This is a genomic window from Bradyrhizobium sp. ORS 86 (assembly GCF_045571475.1).
Taxonomy (GTDB): Bacteria; Pseudomonadota; Alphaproteobacteria; order Rhizobiales; family Xanthobacteraceae; genus Bradyrhizobium.
Window position 1 is genome coordinate 1,699,403 of the sequence record NZ_CP120699.1, and the last position, 16,235, is coordinate 1,715,637.

Here is a 16,235-nt window from a genome sequence, read left to right on the forward strand (position 1 = left end):
TTTGTTGATCCCGTTCTTTTGCGATTACTCAACCAAACTTAAACGCTTTGCGGGGAAGCTGGCCCGGTTCCGTAAGGCGCGGCGATGTCGCGCGCCGCTGCGTTTTTAAAGGCTGGTTTTCATGGACGATCTGTTGCGCGAGTTCCTGACGGAGAGCAGCGAGAGCCTGGACACGGTCGACAACCAGCTCGTGCAGTTCGAGCAGGATCCGAACAACGCCAAGATCCTGGATAACATCTTCCGCCTGGTGCACACGATCAAGGGGACCTGCGGCTTCCTCGGGCTGCCGCGGCTGGAGGCGTTGGCGCATGCCGGCGAGACCTTGATGGGCAAGTTCCGCGACGGCATGCCGGTGACCGCGGAGGCGGTGACGCTGATCCTGTCCTCGATCGACCGCATCAAGGAGATTTTGGCCGGGCTCGAGGCCACCGAGGCCGAGCCCGACGGCACCGACCGCGACCTGATCGATCAGCTCGAAGCCATGGTCGCGCGCGGCATCGCGGCGATGGCCGAGACCAGCGCTGCCGACGATACGGCGGTGCCGGTGGTCGAGGCGCCGTCGGTGCAGCCGGCGCTCGCCACGGGCACGCTGGTGGCGCAGACATTGGAGCGGCCGCTGCGCCCGGGCGAGGTCTCGCTCGACGAGCTCGAGCGCGCCTTCCGCGAGACCGCAACCGAGGTGGTGGCGCCGGTCGCCAGGCCCGCCACGGCCCCTGCCGCCGCCGAGGCGGCGAAGAAGCCGGCGCGCCGGAGCGCCGCCGAGGCCGAGGCCGAGGGCGGCGACAAGATCGCCAACCAGTCGATCCGGGTCAATGTCGACACCCTCGAGCACCTGATGACCATGGTCTCCGAGCTGGTGCTGACCCGCAACCAGCTTCTGGAGATCTCAAGGCGCAACGAGGACACCGAGTTCAAGGTGCCGCTGCAGCGGCTCTCCAACGTCACCGCCGAGCTGCAGGAGGGCGTCATGAAGACGCGGATGCAGCCGATCGGCAACGCCTGGCAGAAGCTGCCGCGCATCGTCCGCGACCTCTCCGGCGAGCTCGGCAAGCAGATCGAGCTCGAGATGCACGGCGCCGACACCGAGCTCGACCGCCAGGTGCTCGACCTGATCAAGGACCCGCTGACCCACATGGTGCGCAACTCCGCCGACCATGGCCTGGAGACCCCGGCCGAGCGGCTCGCGAGCGGCAAGCCCGAGCAGGGCACCATCCGCCTGTCCGCCTATCACGAGGGCGGCCACATCATCATCGGCATCGCCGACAATGGCCGCGGCCTCAACACCGAGCGGATCAAGGCCAAGGCGCTCTCGAACGGTCTCGTCACCGAGGCCGAGCTCGAGAAGATGACGGAAGCGCAGGTCCACAAGTTCATCTTCGCGCCCGGCTTCTCCACCGCCGCGCAGGTCACCTCGGTGTCCGGCCGCGGCGTCGGCATGGACGTGGTGCGCACCAATATCGACCAGATCGGCGGCACCATCGACATCAAGAGCGTGGCCGGCGAGGGCGCCAGTGTCACCATCAAGATCCCGCTGACGCTGGCGATCGTCTCCGCGCTGATCGTCGAGGCCGCCGGCGACCGCTTCGCGATCCCGCAGCTCTCGGTGGTCGAATTGGTGCGGGCGCGCGCCAACTCCGAGCACCGCATCGAGCGCATCAAGGACACCGCGGTCTTGCGGCTGCGCAACAAGCTGCTGCCGCTGATCCATCTGAAGAAGCTGCTCGAGATCGACGACGGCGCGGCCAGCGCGGCCGAGAACGGCTTCATCGTGGTGACCCAGGTCGGCAGCCAGACCTTCGGCATCGTGGTCGACGGCGTGTTCCACACCGAGGAGATCGTGGTCAAGCCGATGTCGACCAAGCTGCGCCACATCGACATGTTCTCCGGCAACACCATCCTCGGCGACGGCGCGGTGATCATGATCATCGACCCCAACGGCATCGCCAAGGCGCTCGGCGCCTCCGGCGCCGCGGCCCATGAGCTGGCCGAGGACAGTGCCGCCGCCCATGCCGCAAGCGGCGAGCAACTGACCTCGCTCCTGGTGTTCCGCGCCGGCACCAGCCAGCCCAAGGCGGTGCCGCTCGGCCTCGTCACCCGGCTCGAGGAGATCGCCACCGACAAGATCGAGCTCAGTAACGGCCGCCACATGGTGCAGTACCGCGAGCAGTTGATGCCGCTGGTGCAGATGGCGGGCGTCGAGGTGCAGCGCCAGGGCGCGCAGCCGATCCTGGTGTTCTCCGACGACGGCCGCTCGATGGGGCTCGTGGTCGACGAGATCATCGACATCGTCGAGGAGCGGCTCACCATCGAGGTCGCGGGCTCGCAGGACGGCATCCTGGGCTCGGCGGTGATCAAGGGCCAGGCCACCGAGGTGATCGACGTCGGCCACTTCCTGCCGATGGCGTTTGCCGACTGGTTCGCGCGCAAGGAGATGCGCCCGTCGGCGAGCGCGCAGTCGGTGCTGCTGGTCGATGATAGCGCGTTCTTCCGCAACATGCTGGCGCCGGTCCTGAAGGCCGCCGGCTACAAGGTGCGCACCGCGGGCGGCGCGCAGGAGGGGCGCGGCGCTGCGCTCGGGGCAGGCCTTCGACGTGGTGCTGACCGACATCGAGATGCCGGAGATGAACGGCTTCGAGTTCGCCGAGGTGATCCGCGCCGACGGCAACCTGACCGGGCTGCCGATCATCGCGCTGTCGGCGATGGTGTCGCCGGCGGCGATCGAGCGCGGCCGGCAGGCCGGCTTCCACGACTACGTCGCCAAGTTCGACCGTCCCGGGCTGATCGCGGCGCTGAAGGAGCAGACCGCCGAACTGCGCAAGGCGGCGTGATGCGGGACCAAGGACCAGATGCGATGACCAGCAAGAGCGAAGCGAGCGACGGCATCATGGCCGAATACGTCACCGCTGTGATCGGCGGGCAATTGTTCGGGCTGCCGATCTCGCGGGTGCAGGACGTGTTCATGCCGGAGCGGCTGACCCGGGTGCCGCTGGCCTCCAGCGAGATCGCCGGCGTGCTCAACTTGCGCGGCCGCATCGTCACCGTGATCGACATGCGCGCCCGGCTCGGCCTGCCCAAGGCCGACGGCGGCCAGGCGATGATGGCGGTCGGCGTCGACCTGCGCGGCGAATCCTACGGCCTCCTGATCGACCAGATCGGCGAGGTGCTGCGGCTGCCCGAGGCGAGCCGCGAGGACAACCCGGTCAATCTCGATCCCCGCATGGCCAAGCTCGCCGGCGGCGTCCACCGCCTCGACGGCCAGCTCATGGTCGTCCTCGATGTCGACCGCGTGCTCGAATTGATGCCCGACGTCAAGGCCGCCTGAGACAGGCCGCGTGACCAGGGTGACGGAAGTGAAGAACAGGCATCCCCGAGGGGATGAGGAAGCAGAGGTCGCAGATGAGAACCTGTCTTGTTGTCGATGACTCCAGCGTCATTCGCAAGGTCGCCCGCCGCATCCTCGAAGGTCTCGATTTCCAGATCGTCGAGGCCGAGGACGGCGAGAAGGCGCTCGAGGTTTGCAAGCGCGGAATGCCGGACGCGGTGCTGCTCGATTGGAACATGCCCGTCATGGACGGCTACGAGTTTCTCGGCAATCTCCGTCGCATGCCGGGCGGCGATCAGCCCAAGGTGGTGTTCTGCACCACCGAGAACGACGTCGCGCATATTGCCCGCGCGCTGCATGCCGGCGCCAACGAGTACATCATGAAGCCGTTCGACCGGGACATCGTCACCGCGAAGTTCCAGGAAGTCGGGCTCATCTAAAGTTTGCGTCCGATCCGGCGGCGGAAGCCATCGGCTCTACCGTTGTCACACGTGCCGTTGCGTCGCTGGTGAGTTCATGAGTGTTGCGTTGACAAGTGCTGCGACCCCGACATCGCCCCGGACCGAGAAGGTGCGGGTGATGGTGGTCGACGACTCCGTCGTGATCCGCGGGATGATCTCGCGCTGGATCGGCGCCGAGCCCGACATGGAAGTCGTGGCGTCGCTGCGCACCGGCCTCGACGCCGTCAATCAGCTCCAGCGGATCAATCCCGACGTTGCCGTGCTCGACATCGAAATGCCCGATCTCGACGGCATCTCGGCGCTGCCGCAACTGCTGGCCAAGAAACGCGACCTCGTCGTCATCATGGCGTCGACGCTGACCCGCCGCAACGCCGAGATCAGCCTGAAGGCGCTGTCGCTCGGCGCCTCCGACTACATTCCGAAGCCGGAAAGCACACGCGAAGCGACCGCGGCGGAAACCTTCCGCCACGACCTGATCCAGAAGATCCGTCATCTCGGCGCCAAGGCGCGCCGCAACGCCGTCAATAGCACGGCGAACCCATCGCTGGCGCCAGGGCAGGACAGGCCGCGTGCGACGGCTCCGGGGACCGTGCCTGCGTCGGCCGCCGCGCCGGTGCAATTCGTCCGCCGTCAACTCGGCCTGTTGCCGCCCAAGGTGCTGCTGATCGGCTCCTCGACCGGCGGCCCGCAGGCGCTGATGACGCTGGTCGCCGAGATCGGGCCGGTGATCGATCGCTTTCCGGTGCTGATCACCCAGCACATGCCGCCAACCTTCACCACCATTCTCGCCGAGCATTTGGCGCGCACCAGCAAGCGGCCGGCGCATGAGGCTGTTGACGGCGAGGTCATCAAGCCGGGTCAGATCTATCTTGCGCCGGGTGGCCGCCATATGCGCGTCGCCCGTCAGGGCGTCCATGCGGTGATCGCGCTCGACGACGGACCGCCGGTCAATTTCTGCAAGCCTGCCGTCGATCCGATGTTCATCTCTGCGATCGAGGTCTGGCAGGGCAGCATCTTGTCGTTGATCCTGACTGGCATGGGCTCCGACGGCATGCGCGGCGGCAAGGAGATCGTCGCGGCCGGCGGCAGCGTAATCGCCCAGGACGAGGCGACCAGCGTGGTGTGGGGCATGCCCGGCGCGGCGGCCAATGCCGGCATCTGCGCCGCCGTGCTGCCGCTCAATCAGATCGCACCGAAGCTTGTTCGCGTGTTTTCGGGGGACCGTTCGTGACGCCGCTGGATTATGAGTATCTCCGCAAGCTGCTGAAGGAGCGGTCCGGGCTCGACCTCTCGGCCGACAAGCAATACCTGGTCGAGAGCCGTCTCGTGCCGCTGGCCCGCCGATGGAATCTCGCCGGCATCCCGGAGCTTGTGCAGCGGATGATGAAGGGCGGTGCGGACGCGCTGGTAGCAGAGGTGGTCGAGGCGATGACCACCAACGAGACCTTCTTCTTTCGCGACAAGATTCCGTTCGACCATCTGAAGGAGGCGGTGCTGCCGGCGCTGGCGCAGGCGCGGGCGGCGCGTCGCTCGCTACGCATCTGGTGCGCGGCCTCGTCCACCGGGCAGGAGCCTTATTCGATCGCGATGTGCCTGAAGGAGGCAAGCGCGCTGTTCGCCGGCTGGCGGATCGAGATCGTCGCCACCGACCTGTCGCAGGCGGTGCTGGAAAAAGCCAAGGCCGGCCTGTTCAGCCAGTTCGAGGTACAGCGCGGCTTGCCGATCCATCTGCTGCTCAAATATTTCACCCAACATGGCGAGCTCTGGCAGCTCAATGCGGACATCCGCGGCATGGTGCAGCATCGCCAGCTCAATCTCCTGCACGACCTCTCTCATCTCGGCACCTTCGACGTGATCTTCTGCCGCAACGTGCTGATCTATTTCGATCAGGACACCAAGGCGGGCATTTTCGCCAAGCTGTCGCGGATGCTCGAGCCCGATGGCGTGCTGGCGCTCGGCGCCGCCGAATCCGTGGTCGGCATCACCAGTCTGTTCAGGCCCTATCCGGAGAGGCGCGGACTCTATCAGCCGAATACCGTGGCGCGTGCCGGCGCAGCACACGTGCTGAAAGCGGTGGCTTCGGCCGCGCGCTGAGGCGAGCGAGCTCGTCTTCGCCCGTCCTCCTGAGCCGCTGGGAATTTGTGCAGACCCGTCATTGCGAGCCAACGGGTCGCGCGAGCGTGCGACAGGCGGGTTCAAATCCAAACAAAAACCCCGCCGGTTGCGGCGGGGTTCTCGGGAGCAGCGGACCAGATGGTTCGCGGCTGATGCCCTTGAGAAGATCAGGCGGGGATGCGCTCGTCGGCCTCGTGCGGCTCGCGCAGCACGTAGCCGCGGCCCCACACGGTCTCGATGAAGTTGCGGCCCTCGGAGGCGTTGGCGAGTTTCTTGCGCAGCTTGCAGATGAAGACGTCGATGATCTTCAGCTCCGGCTCGTCCATGCCGCCGTAGAGATGGTTGAGGAACATTTCCTTGGTCAGCGTGGTGCCCTTGCGGAGCGAGAGCAGCTCCAGCATCTGGTATTCCTTGCCGGTCAGGTGCACGCGCTGGCCGCCGACCTCGACCGTCTTGGTGTCGAGATTGACCACGAGATCGCCGGTCTGGATGACGGACTGGGCGTGGCCCTTGGAGCGGCGCACGATCGCATGGATGCGGGCGACCAGTTCGTCCTTGTGGAAGGGCTTGGTCATGTAGTCGTCGGCGCCGACGCCGAGACCCTTGACCTTGTCCTCGATGCCGGCGAGGCCGGAGAGGATCAGAATGGGGGTTTTGATCTTCGACACCCGGAGCTGCTTGAGCACGTCGTAGCCGGACATGTCGGGCAGGTTGAGGTCGAGAAGGATGATGTCGTAGTCGTAAAGTTTGCCGAGATCGACGCCTTCTTCCCCGAGGTCCGTCGTGTAGACGTTGAAACTCTCGGACTTCAGCATCAATTCGATCGACTGCGCGACGGCGCTGTCATCTTCAATCAGCAAAACGCGCATGCCAGTCCCCTTTAGTCGCCGCTCCGGGCGTCAGGTCGGCCGCACTTGCGGCACTCACAGAACGCCTTTGAACAACTGATTCGGATCCTGACGAGCTATGGTTAACAAAAACTGATTCCTCCACGCAAGCGCTAACCGTGCAATTTCTGTCGAATCGCCCTAAGATATTGCGTAGAAGAAGCTTTTCCTACCCGCTCTCGTTCAAGTTCCAGATTAAGAGACGGCGCTAACCGACTCTCGCGACTCGCCCTTCTTCTGACGGGCAAGCGACCTCAGTCATCAAAGACAGTGACGCAATGATTAATGATGCGGGTAAACACGAAGTTAAGCGGCAAATCCAAAAGCGCGGAAACTTAAGGTTTTCGCAATGAAGGCACTCGCGGAGCAGATCGGCGATATCGACGGCGTCAATATTTATGGCCGCGTCGTCGGGGTGCGCGGGCTCATGGTCGAGATCGCGGGGCCGATCCACGCGATGTCGGTCGGCGCCCGCATCGTGATCGACGTCGGCGCCGGCCGCGTCATCCCGGCCGAGGTGATCGGCTTCTCCGGCGAGAACGCGGTCGTGATGCCGTTCGGTGGCCTCGACGGCGTCAGGCGCGGCTGCCGCGCCGTGATCGCCAACGCGGCAAGCCAGGTGCGGCCGTCGCCGGCCTGGCTCGGCCGTGTCATCAACGCGATGGGCGAGCCGATCGACGGCAAGGGACCGCTGGTGCAAGGCGCCTCGCCGATGCCCTACCGCAACTCGCCGCCGCCGGCGCATTCGCGCAAGCGGGTCGGCGCCCCGCTCGATCTCGGCGTGCGCGGCCTCAATACATTCCTGACCTGCTGCCGCGGCCAGCGGCTCGGCATCTTCGCGGGCTCCGGTGTCGGCAAGTCGGTGCTGCTGTCGATGCTGGCGCGCAATGTCGATGCCGACATCTCCGTGATCGGCCTGATCGGCGAACGCGGCCGCGAGGTGCAGGAATTCCTCCAGGAGGACCTTGGGGAAGAGGGCTTGGCGCGCTCGGTCGTGGTGGTCGCGACCTCGGACGAGCCGGCGCTGATGCGGCGGCAGGCGGCCTATCTCACGCTCGCGATCGCGGAATATTTCCGCGACGAGGACAAGGACGTGCTGTGCCTGATGGACTCGGTCACGCGCTTTGCGATGGCGCAGCGCGAGATCGGTCTGTCGGCGGGCGAGCCGCCGACCGCCAAGGGCTATACGCCGACCGTGTTCACCGAATTGCCGAAGCTTTTGGAGCGGGCAGGGCCGGGCACGGGGGCCGGCACCATCACCGCGATCTTCACGGTGCTGGTCGATGGCGACGATCACAACGAGCCGATCGCGGACGCGGTGCGCGGCATTCTGGACGGCCATATCGTGATGCAGCGCGCGATCGCCGAGCGTGGTCGCTATCCGGCGGTCAACATCCTCAAGTCAGTGTCGCGCACCATGCCGCGATCCGCCGATCCGGCTTTCCTGCCGTTCATCACCAAGGCGCGGCAGGTGATGGCCACCTATGCCGACATGGAAGAACTGATCCGGCTCGGCGCCTACCGTCCCGGTTCCAGCACCGAGGTCGACGAAGCGATCCGGCTGCACGAACCGCTCGAAGCCTTCCTGCGCCAGGCCAAGGACGAGGCGACCAGCCTCGGTGATGGCTACCGGCAACTCGCTCAAATCCTGTCGGGTTTGGAAACGGAACGCTAACTTTGTCAGGCCATCATCCGCGGCAGACCATTAGCGATGCCGGCGGGGCCCAGCGGGAAGCCGGCTCTGTCCCGCGTTCAAAATCGGGACTTCTGGGGAGTAAGAGTCGATGAAGTCACGTGAAACGCTGATCCGGCTGAAGAAGTTTCAGGTCGACGAAAAGCGCCGCCGGGTCACCCAGATCGAAGGCATGATCGCCGACTTCCAGCGCATGTCGGTCGAGCTGGAGCGCGAGATCCAGGTCGAGCAGGAGCGTGCCGGGATCAACGATCCCACCCATTTCGCCTACCCGACTTACGCCAAGGCGGCGATCCAGCGCCGGGAAAATCTCACCCGCTCGGCCGACGAATTGCGCAGCCAGCTCGAGGACGCCAAGGCCCTGCTGTCGGAGGCATTCGAGGAGCTCAAGAAGGTCGAGCTGCTCGACGAGCGCGACCAGGCGCGTGAGCGCGCCGAAGAGACCGCCCGCGAGCAGGCCGACATGGACTCGATCGGGTTGATGCGCGCCCGTCTCGGCGTCATCGCCTGACGCATCCTCCAGCTTGCAAGACGATAACAGCCCGGGCTTTGGCCCGGGCTTTTGTTTGAGCTGTCCACAACCCGGCCCATTGGCTGGGTCGGCTGGCAAAAAAGTATGCTACGAGCGTTCAGGAGATGGCGACGGAAAGACAATTGGCGGCAAGACCATTGGCAACAGGACAGGCGGCACCGGGCGGTCGGCGACGACGCGATGGGGGAAGCGGGCTTTGGGGGACGCTGAATGCTGACCTCGGCTGAGCTGGTCTGGCTGGTCGCCGCCGTCGCCAAGGGGGACGAGGCCGCCTTTGAGCGGCTCTACGTCGCCACGCGCGCGAAACTCTTCGGCGTTGTGCTCCGTATCTTGCGACGTCAGGACCTCGCCGAGGAAGTCATCCAGGAGGCTTACGTCAAGATCTGGAACGGCGCCGGGCAGTTCAATCCAGCCCTCTCTTCCCCGATCACCTGGATGACGTCGATCGCGCGCAACCGCGCCATCGATGTCGCACGCAAGCGAGGCGAGGTCTCGCTCGAGGAAGAACCGGCGGCGATGGAAGTGGCCGCGGAATCGCCCGATCCGCTGGCGCGACGGGAGATGACGGAAGAGTTGAGGCGATTGCTCGAGTGCGTCGGTCGTCTGGAGCCGGATCGTCAGAAGCTCGTGCTGCTCGCCTACTACAACGGCTGGAGCCGCGAGCAATTGGCCGCGAAATTCGAGACGCCGGTCAACACGGTGAAGACCTGGCTGCGCCGGAGCATGATGGAAATCAGGGAGTGTCTTGGACTCTAAGTGATGGCCTATAGCGAAGACCATATCGTGCTCGCCGCGGAATATGCGCTCGGCACGCTCGATGCCGACGAGCGCACGCAGGTCGAGACCATGATGGCCGTCGACACGGAGTTCGCCGCGGTCGTGCAGGCGTGGGAGTTCAGGCTCGGGCCGCTGAACCAGATGGTCGGCCTGGTCGAGCCGCGGCCGATCGTCTGGGAGAACATCAAATTCGCGATCGGTCGTCCCGGCGAAGCGCAGGCGCCGCTCGCGCTACCCGAGCCGGTGCCTCCGCCGGAGCCATCGCCTGCGCCGCCACCATCGCCGCAAGTCGGGCCGGCCGAGACACGGCAGGCGCCGGCCGCCGACGAGAGCAACGTCATCGATCTCGCGGGTCGCGTGAAGCGCTGGCGCGGCATCGCGTCGGTTGCGAGCGCGATCGCGGCGGCGCTGCTCGTGATGGTCGGGTTACAGATCTTCCAGCCCGACGCCTTGCCGGACAGCCTGCGGCCGAAGCCGCTCATCCGCACCGTTGAGGTGAAGACGCCGGCGCCGGTGCTCACGCCATCAGCGCAATATGTCGCACTGCTGCAGGGCCAGGGCGGCGGCCCGGCCTTCATCCTGACCATCGACGGCGCGACCAAGAACTTCACGGTGCGCAAGGTCGGCGCCACGGCGGAGCAGGGCAAGAGCTTCGAGCTCTGGCTAATCTCGGACAAACTGCCGCAGCCTCGCTCGCTCGGCGTGATCGGCGCTGACGATTTCACCGAGCGGCCGGTGCTCGCGGGCTACGATCCCGACGTCATCAACGGCGCCACCTATGCCGTCACGATCGAACAGGAGGGCGGATCGCCGAGTGGGCAGCCGACCTCTGCGCCGGTCTTCACCGGCAAGCTGATCGAGACGGTGCCCGGCGGGCAGAAGTAGCGGTCGGCATCAGTCGGAAATGCACAAAAAAGAAAACGCCCGTGGGGAGCGGGCGTTTTCAACAGTCAACTTGGGGGTAGTTGGGGGTCTTAATATCCACGTAGCGACTTTGGGGGGCTGTAAAGAGCTACGTGAATTCCGTGAAATTCTCCTGTTAGCGGACGAGCGAGTTGCTAGAGCTTGTCACTGCAACCGGCTTGCCGGCCTTGATAACGCGCGCCGTCTGGGCATAACCGTCGTCCGACGCGTTGTGTGCCGAGATACCGAAACCGGCGACCAGGATACCCGCTATCAGGGCAACCACGACGATCTTCAGGTGCGTCATACGATCGGCGCTATAGATCGAGTGGTTCATGGAAGTCTCCTGCCGCCTTCCTGCTCTCTGCTCTTGTCGATGTGTCGCTTACGTTCGCTGCCGGGTTCAATCTCTCGCGCCCCGCTAACGTAGGATTTCTCCATTCCGTTCCCTAGGGGTGATCACAAGGCAGTGATGAGACGTGATCCTGCGCGACCAAAAACCGCGATGTGAAGGTCGACTAAGGCTACAAATACAATAATATCATATCCTTATAGGATAGATGCGTTGTGATGGTCGAGATAGGGCCGTTCCGGTCCAGTTCCGCACAAATCGGTTGCCTGTGACGGAAAAGCACTCCGCTTACGCAACTGATTTGCCTTGAAAACCTAGACGCTGCCGACCGTTTTCAGGCGTGCCCGCGGATGGATCTCGGCCTGCGACAGCACGGTCGTTTGCGAGCGGAACCGCTCGACCAACGAGCGGACGAACGGCCGGATCGCAGCCGACGTCACCAGCACCGGAGCCTCGCCTTCGCGCGCCGCCTGCTCGAAGGCGTTGCGCACCGCCGTCATGAACTCGGAAAGCTTCGACGGCTGCATCGCCAGGCTGCGGTCGTCGCCCTGACCGACGATCGACTCGGCGAAGGCCTGCTCCCATCGCGCCGACAGCGCGATCAGCGGCAAATAGCCGTTCGGCGAGGTGTTCTGCGCGCAGATCTGCCGCGCCAGCCGGGCGCGGACGTGCTCGACCATGGCGGCCGGATTGCGCGAGAACGCCAGTGCGTCGGCAATGCCCTCGAGGATGGTCGAGAGGTCGCGGATCGAGATGCGCTCGGCGAGCAGGAGCTGCAGCACGCGCTGGATGCCCGACACCGTGACCTGGCTCGGCACGATGTCCTTGATCAGCTCGCCCTGCTCCTTCGGCAGCTCCTTGAGCAGCTTCTGAACCTCGCCATAGGACAGCAGGTCCGCCATGTTGGTCTTGAGCAACTCGGTCAGGTGGGTCGACAGCACGGTCGCGGCGTCGACCACGGTGTATCCCTTCAGCGCGGCCTCTTCCTTCAGGCCGGCATCGACCCAGGTTGCCGGCAATCCGAAGGTCGGCTCGATGGTGTGGATACCGGGCAGTTGAACCTGGTTGCCGGCCGGGTCCATGACCATGAACTGGTTCGGCCAGATCTTGCCGCTGCCGGCGTCGACCTCCTTGATCTTGATGGCGTAGCTGTTGGCCTCGAGCTGCACATTGTCGAGGATGCGCACCGCCGGCATCACGAAGCCCATCTCGATCGCGAGCGAGCGGCGCAGCGCCTTGATCTGCTCGGTCAGGCGGTCGGTGCCGTCGGGGCCGTTCACCAGGGGCAGCAGCGCGTAGCCGAGCTCGATCTTGAGGTCGTCGATCTTCAGCGCGGCTGAAATCGGCTCGTCCGCGGCGGCAGCGGCGGAGGCCGCCGCGGCAGCCGGGGCCGCTGCTGCGGCGGCTTCGGCGGCCTTCACCGCCCGCTTCTGCTTGCGCGCGGACCAGGCCAGGGCCGCGGCGCCCGAGCCGAGCGCCATGAAGGGCAGCATCGGAATGCCAGGCAAGAGCGACAACACCAGCATGACGCCGGCGGACATGCCGAGCGCCTGCGGATAGCCGGAGAGCTGCCCCATCAGCGCCTTGTCGGCGGCGCCGGTGATGCCGGCCTTGGAGACGAGCAAGCCCGCCGCAGTCGAGACGATTAGGGCGGGCACTTGGGTGACGAGGCCGTCGCCGACGGTCAGCACCGTATAGGTGCGGGCGGCTTCGCTGAAGGAAAGGCCCTGCTGGGCGACGCCGATGATGATGCCGCCGACGATGTTGATGCCGACGATCAAAAGGCCCGCGATGGCATCGCCGCGGACGAATTTCGAGGCGCCATCCATCGCGCCGAAGAAGCCGCTCTCGTCCTCCAGCGCCTTGCGCCGTTCCTTGGCGGTCTTCTCGTCGATCAATCCGGCGGAGAGGTCGGCGTCGATCGCCATTTGCTTGCCGGGCATCGAGTCGAGCTGGAAGCGCGCGGCGACCTCGGCGATGCGGCCCGAACCCTTGGTGATGACCACGAAGTTCACGATCACCAGGATCGCGAACACGATGATGCCGATCACGAAGTTGCCGCCCATCACGAAGTTGCCGAACGCCTCGATGACGTGGCCGGCGGCTGCGGTGCCCTCATGGCCGTGGCTCAGGATCAGCCGGGTCGAGGCCATGTTCAGCGACAGCCGCAGCATGGTCGAGATCAAGAGGATGGTCGGGAACGACGAAAATTCCAGCGGCGCCTGGATGAACAGGGAGGTCATCAGGATCAGGACCGAGACCGTGATCGAGACTGCCAGGAAAAGGTCGAGCACGATCGAGGGCAGTGGCAGGATCAGGACGACCAGGATGGTGAGGACGCCGAGCGCCAGCGCGAGATCGCCGCGCTTTAAGATATCCCCGATGTCACTGAGGCTCGGGAAGCTGCCGCCTTTGCCCGCCGTGCCCTGACCCGCCGTGACATCGACCATGGTAGCCGCTCTCCCCCGCGATTGGCGGCTGCGGCCGCCAAGCGTCTGCGCGACGGCCGAAGGGCCGCCGTTTCGAAAGTGAGGCACCGCACTTGCGTTCACGGGGATCTCCGCCCGTCATACGCGATCGACGACACTCGACTTCACTCGGCAATTTTTGCCCGGTGTATGGTTAGCAAAGGGTTAATTCGGCTCTTGGGCTGGGTCGTTCTGCGCCGATCGGCGGGGGCGGCGAGGCCATGACGAGCCTCGGGCTCATCCCGAACCCACGCGATAACTCCAGCCGATTTTTGCAGGTCGGTGCGAGGCAGCGCTTCGAGACCGGTGCGCCCTGTCGTCTAATTCGCCGAATGCATCCAGTTGCGCCAATGCGTTGGCTGGATGTCGAGGTGCGTCCTGTTGGCGTCGTCGACCCATTCGGCGCCCTGTCTGTGACAAGGGAATACGAGCGCGTGGACAATCCCATCATAGTCGAGGACGCAGACCTCGAGGTCCCGGTCCGTGGGCGCGGTTGAGACGGGTAGCCATTCCGCTGACGACAAATGCATGGTGACCCTCCGACGATGCAGGGTTGATCGTTGTCTTCCAAGGCGTCCGGCATGGTGCCGGCACGCAGGCAACTCCTTCCGGTTCAGTTTGGACGGGCGTGCAACGAGTGTCCCGGGGCACGCGCCGCCATAGTAACGGGAATGGCAAACCGCCTGTGTGAACCGACACACATTGTAACAGCCTTCGTATCAGCCTTCCTGGCCAGCATGATCACCATCCAGCGAGCGATATTCCCGAACGGCCCGCTGCGGCAGGGATTGAACCTGCCGATCGCTGCGCCCGACGAAGTGCGAGGTCACCGTCCATCGAACAGGTTGCAAAATGTCAGGCCAAATGCTCCGCACTATTGCCGCGACCGGCAGGCACGGCCGCGCAACGATTGGCCTTGTCGCGGCCATCACCCTTGGCGTCACGACGGCCGCCGCCGCAAAACCCCCGGGCTTCGAAGCCGCGATGATCCGCATGATGGCTTGCGAGGGCGAGGGTGTCCGGATGGAGCTCTACCTGCCGCAATCGGTCGACCACCACATGCGAGGCGGACAATCCGTGATCGGCTACTACGCACTCGATCTGACTGATGTAAACAAGGGCAAGTCGCTTGAACCGGTTCGCGTCACCTTGAGCCGCGACGAGAAGTCCGTGACCGTCGATCAGTACCCCCGGGGCCTGCCGCCGACCCGCATTCCCGTCACCGGCGGCACCGTCGACTTCGACCAGCGGTTCGCGACACACGCGAAGTGCGGCCCGTTCCAGTCGCAGGATCCGAATTTCGGCAATTGATCCGGCTCGCATTCCCGTCGCGGGGCGCGCGTCCCGTTGTTCGCGCATGCCTAATCTCTCGGCATTGCGGCTTGACCTTGTGGCAAATGCCGACGAAGTTCCGGCTGCCGTGGCAATTTATTCTCAATTTTCTTCCGAACCTGCAACGTTCGTTCCCGACTCGCGCCGGGCATGGCTGAGGCTTGCCGTCGCCGTAGTCATCGGTTCGCTCGGCAGCGTCGGCATGTGGTCGGTCGTGGTGGCACTGCCGGTGGTGCAGTCCGATTTCGGCGCAACGCGCGGGACCGCATCGCTCGCCTTCACCATGGTGATGCTTGGCTTCGGCCTCGGCCAGGTGGTGACCGGCAGGATCAGCGATCGCTATGGCATCGTCGCCGCGATCGGCGTCGGGATCGGCATCCTCGGCCTTGGCTATATCGGAGCCGGCTACGCACCGTCGGTCTTGGCGTTCATTCTGCTGCATTTCGCCATCGGGCTGTCTTCGGCCGCGACCTTCGGTCCGCTGATGGCCGAGGCCTCGCACTGGTTCGACCGCTATCGTGGGCTCGCGGTCGCCATCGCGGCGAGCGGCAACTACATCGGCGGCACGCTGTGGCCGCCGGCGGTGAATTTCGGACTCCAGACGTTCGGCTGGCGGACCACCCACATCGCGATCGGCATCTTCACCGCGATCGCCATGGCGGTCTCGCTCGTCGCGCTGCGCCTGTTGATGGGGGCGGCGACCCAGCGCAGCCATGTCAACGCGCCGCCGCCGCGGGTCGACCTGAAGCTCTCCACCAATGCCCTGACCGCGATCCTGTCGGTGGCCTCGATCGCTTGTTGCGTCGCGATGTCGATGCCGCAAGTCCACATCGTCGCCTACTGCGGCGATCTCGGCTACGGTGTGGCGCGCGGCGCCGAGATGCTGTCGCTGATGCTCGGCTTCGGCATCATCAGCCGGATCGGCTCCGGCTTCCTCGCCGACAAGATCGGAGGCATCCGTACACTCCTGATCGGCTCGGTCGCGCAAGGGTCGGCGCTGTTGTTCTATCTATTCTTCGACAGCCTGACCTCGCTCTACATCATCTCCGCGATGTTCGGCCTGTTCCAGGGCGGCATCGTGCCGAGCTATGCGATCATCGTGCGCGAGGCGATGCCGGCGGCGGAAGCGGCGACTCGCATTGGCATCGTGATCTTCGCTTCGGTGTTCGGCATGTCCTTGGGCGGCTGGATCTCGGGTGTGATCTTCGACGCCACCGGCTCCTACGCCGCGGCCTTTGCCAATGGCCTCGCCTGGAATCTGCTCAACGTCACCATCATGGTGCTGTTGCTGCTGCGCGCGCGGCAGCGGCTGGCGCTGGCATAGAGCATGATCCGTCGCGCGTTTTCATGCGAAGCTTGTCCCGCATTTGATCCGTGACGGCGAGGCAGAAGC

The 16,235-nt window shown here is 65.1% G+C and carries 12 protein-coding genes and 2 pseudogenes; 11 read left to right on the forward strand and 3 right to left on the reverse strand.

All coding sequences use genetic code 11. From position 1 onward, the window contains the following. Nucleotides 1–121: 121 nt before the first annotated feature. The 5 genes and pseudogenes from P6U25_RS07830 (at nucleotide 122) to P6U25_RS07850 (ending at nucleotide 5,877) form a co-directional block, all read left to right on the forward strand. Nucleotides 122–2,828: pseudogene (locus tag P6U25_RS07830) on the forward strand (chemotaxis protein CheW). A 122-nt stretch (nucleotides 2,829–2,950) separates the two neighbouring features. After that, nucleotides 2,951–3,322: pseudogene (locus tag P6U25_RS07835) on the forward strand (chemotaxis protein CheW); the annotation flags it as partial. A 74-nt stretch (nucleotides 3,323–3,396) separates the two neighbouring features. Next, on the forward strand, nucleotides 3,397–3,762 hold the full coding sequence (locus P6U25_RS07840) for a PleD family two-component system response regulator (RefSeq protein WP_407150927.1): 366 nt from the start codon (nucleotides 3,397–3,399) through the stop codon (nucleotides 3,760–3,762). 76 nt (nucleotides 3,763–3,838) lie between these two features. After that, nucleotides 3,839–5,014: a chemotaxis response regulator protein-glutamate methylesterase gene (locus P6U25_RS07845; RefSeq protein ID WP_407150928.1), complete on the forward strand. Its 1,176-nt coding sequence runs from the start codon at nucleotides 3,839–3,841 to the stop codon at nucleotides 5,012–5,014. Next, entirely contained in the window at nucleotides 5,011–5,877 is an 867-nt protein-coding gene (locus P6U25_RS07850; protein ID WP_407150929.1) for a CheR family methyltransferase, read from the forward strand. The genes P6U25_RS07845 and P6U25_RS07850 overlap by 4 nt, the downstream gene beginning before the upstream one ends. Nucleotides 5,878–6,065: 188 nt before the next feature. Here the strand turns inward: P6U25_RS07850 and ctrA are convergent, their stop codons facing one another. Further along, a complete protein-coding gene (gene ctrA, locus P6U25_RS07855) occupies nucleotides 6,066–6,767 on the reverse strand; it encodes a response regulator transcription factor CtrA (protein ID WP_016848562.1) in 702 nt (233 codons plus the stop codon). A 367-nt stretch (nucleotides 6,768–7,134) separates the two neighbouring features. On the opposite strand from ctrA, the gene fliI reads away from it, so the two are divergent. From fliI to P6U25_RS07875, 4 genes are all read left to right on the forward strand, one after another. Continuing rightward, nucleotides 7,135–8,460, forward strand: coding sequence for a flagellar protein export ATPase FliI (fliI, locus tag P6U25_RS07860; protein WP_407150930.1), 1,326 nt, complete (start codon nucleotides 7,135–7,137; stop codon nucleotides 8,458–8,460). 109 nt (nucleotides 8,461–8,569) lie between these two features. Continuing rightward, entirely contained in the window at nucleotides 8,570–8,989 is a 420-nt protein-coding gene (fliJ, locus tag P6U25_RS07865; RefSeq protein ID WP_407150931.1) for a flagellar export protein FliJ, read from the forward strand. A 231-nt stretch (nucleotides 8,990–9,220) separates the two neighbouring features. Beyond that, entirely contained in the window at nucleotides 9,221–9,766 is a 546-nt protein-coding gene (locus tag P6U25_RS07870; protein WP_407150932.1) for a sigma-70 family RNA polymerase sigma factor, read from the forward strand. Nucleotides 9,767–9,769: 3 nt separating this feature from the next. Further along, nucleotides 9,770–10,672, forward strand: coding sequence for an anti-sigma factor domain-containing protein (locus P6U25_RS07875; protein ID WP_407150933.1), 903 nt, complete (start codon nucleotides 9,770–9,772; stop codon nucleotides 10,670–10,672). Nucleotides 10,673–10,826: 154 nt separating this feature from the next. Here the strand turns inward: P6U25_RS07875 and P6U25_RS07880 are convergent, their stop codons facing one another. Together P6U25_RS07880 and flhA are read right to left on the reverse strand one after the other, a co-directional pair. Continuing rightward, complete coding sequence (locus P6U25_RS07880) at nucleotides 10,827–11,027, reverse strand: hypothetical protein (protein WP_407150934.1); 201 nt, start codon at nucleotides 11,025–11,027, stop codon at nucleotides 10,827–10,829. 329 nt (nucleotides 11,028–11,356) lie between these two features. After that, nucleotides 11,357–13,492 carry a flagellar biosynthesis protein FlhA gene (gene flhA / locus P6U25_RS07885; RefSeq protein ID WP_407150935.1) on the reverse strand — a complete coding sequence of 712 codons (2,136 nt, stop codon included), beginning with the start codon at nucleotides 13,490–13,492 and terminating at the stop codon, nucleotides 11,357–11,359. An 882-nt stretch (nucleotides 13,493–14,374) separates the two neighbouring features. On the opposite strand from flhA, the gene P6U25_RS07890 reads away from it, so the two are divergent. Both P6U25_RS07890 and P6U25_RS07895 read left to right on the forward strand, forming a co-directional pair. Then, a complete protein-coding gene (locus tag P6U25_RS07890; protein WP_407150936.1) occupies nucleotides 14,375–14,821 on the forward strand; it encodes a hypothetical protein in 447 nt (148 codons plus the stop codon). Between the two features lie 109 nt (nucleotides 14,822–14,930). Beyond that, nucleotides 14,931–16,166 (forward strand): MFS transporter, encoded by a 1,236-nt coding sequence (locus tag P6U25_RS07895; RefSeq protein ID WP_407150937.1) that lies wholly within the window; start codon nucleotides 14,931–14,933, stop codon nucleotides 16,164–16,166. Nucleotides 16,167–16,235 lie beyond the last annotated feature (69 nt).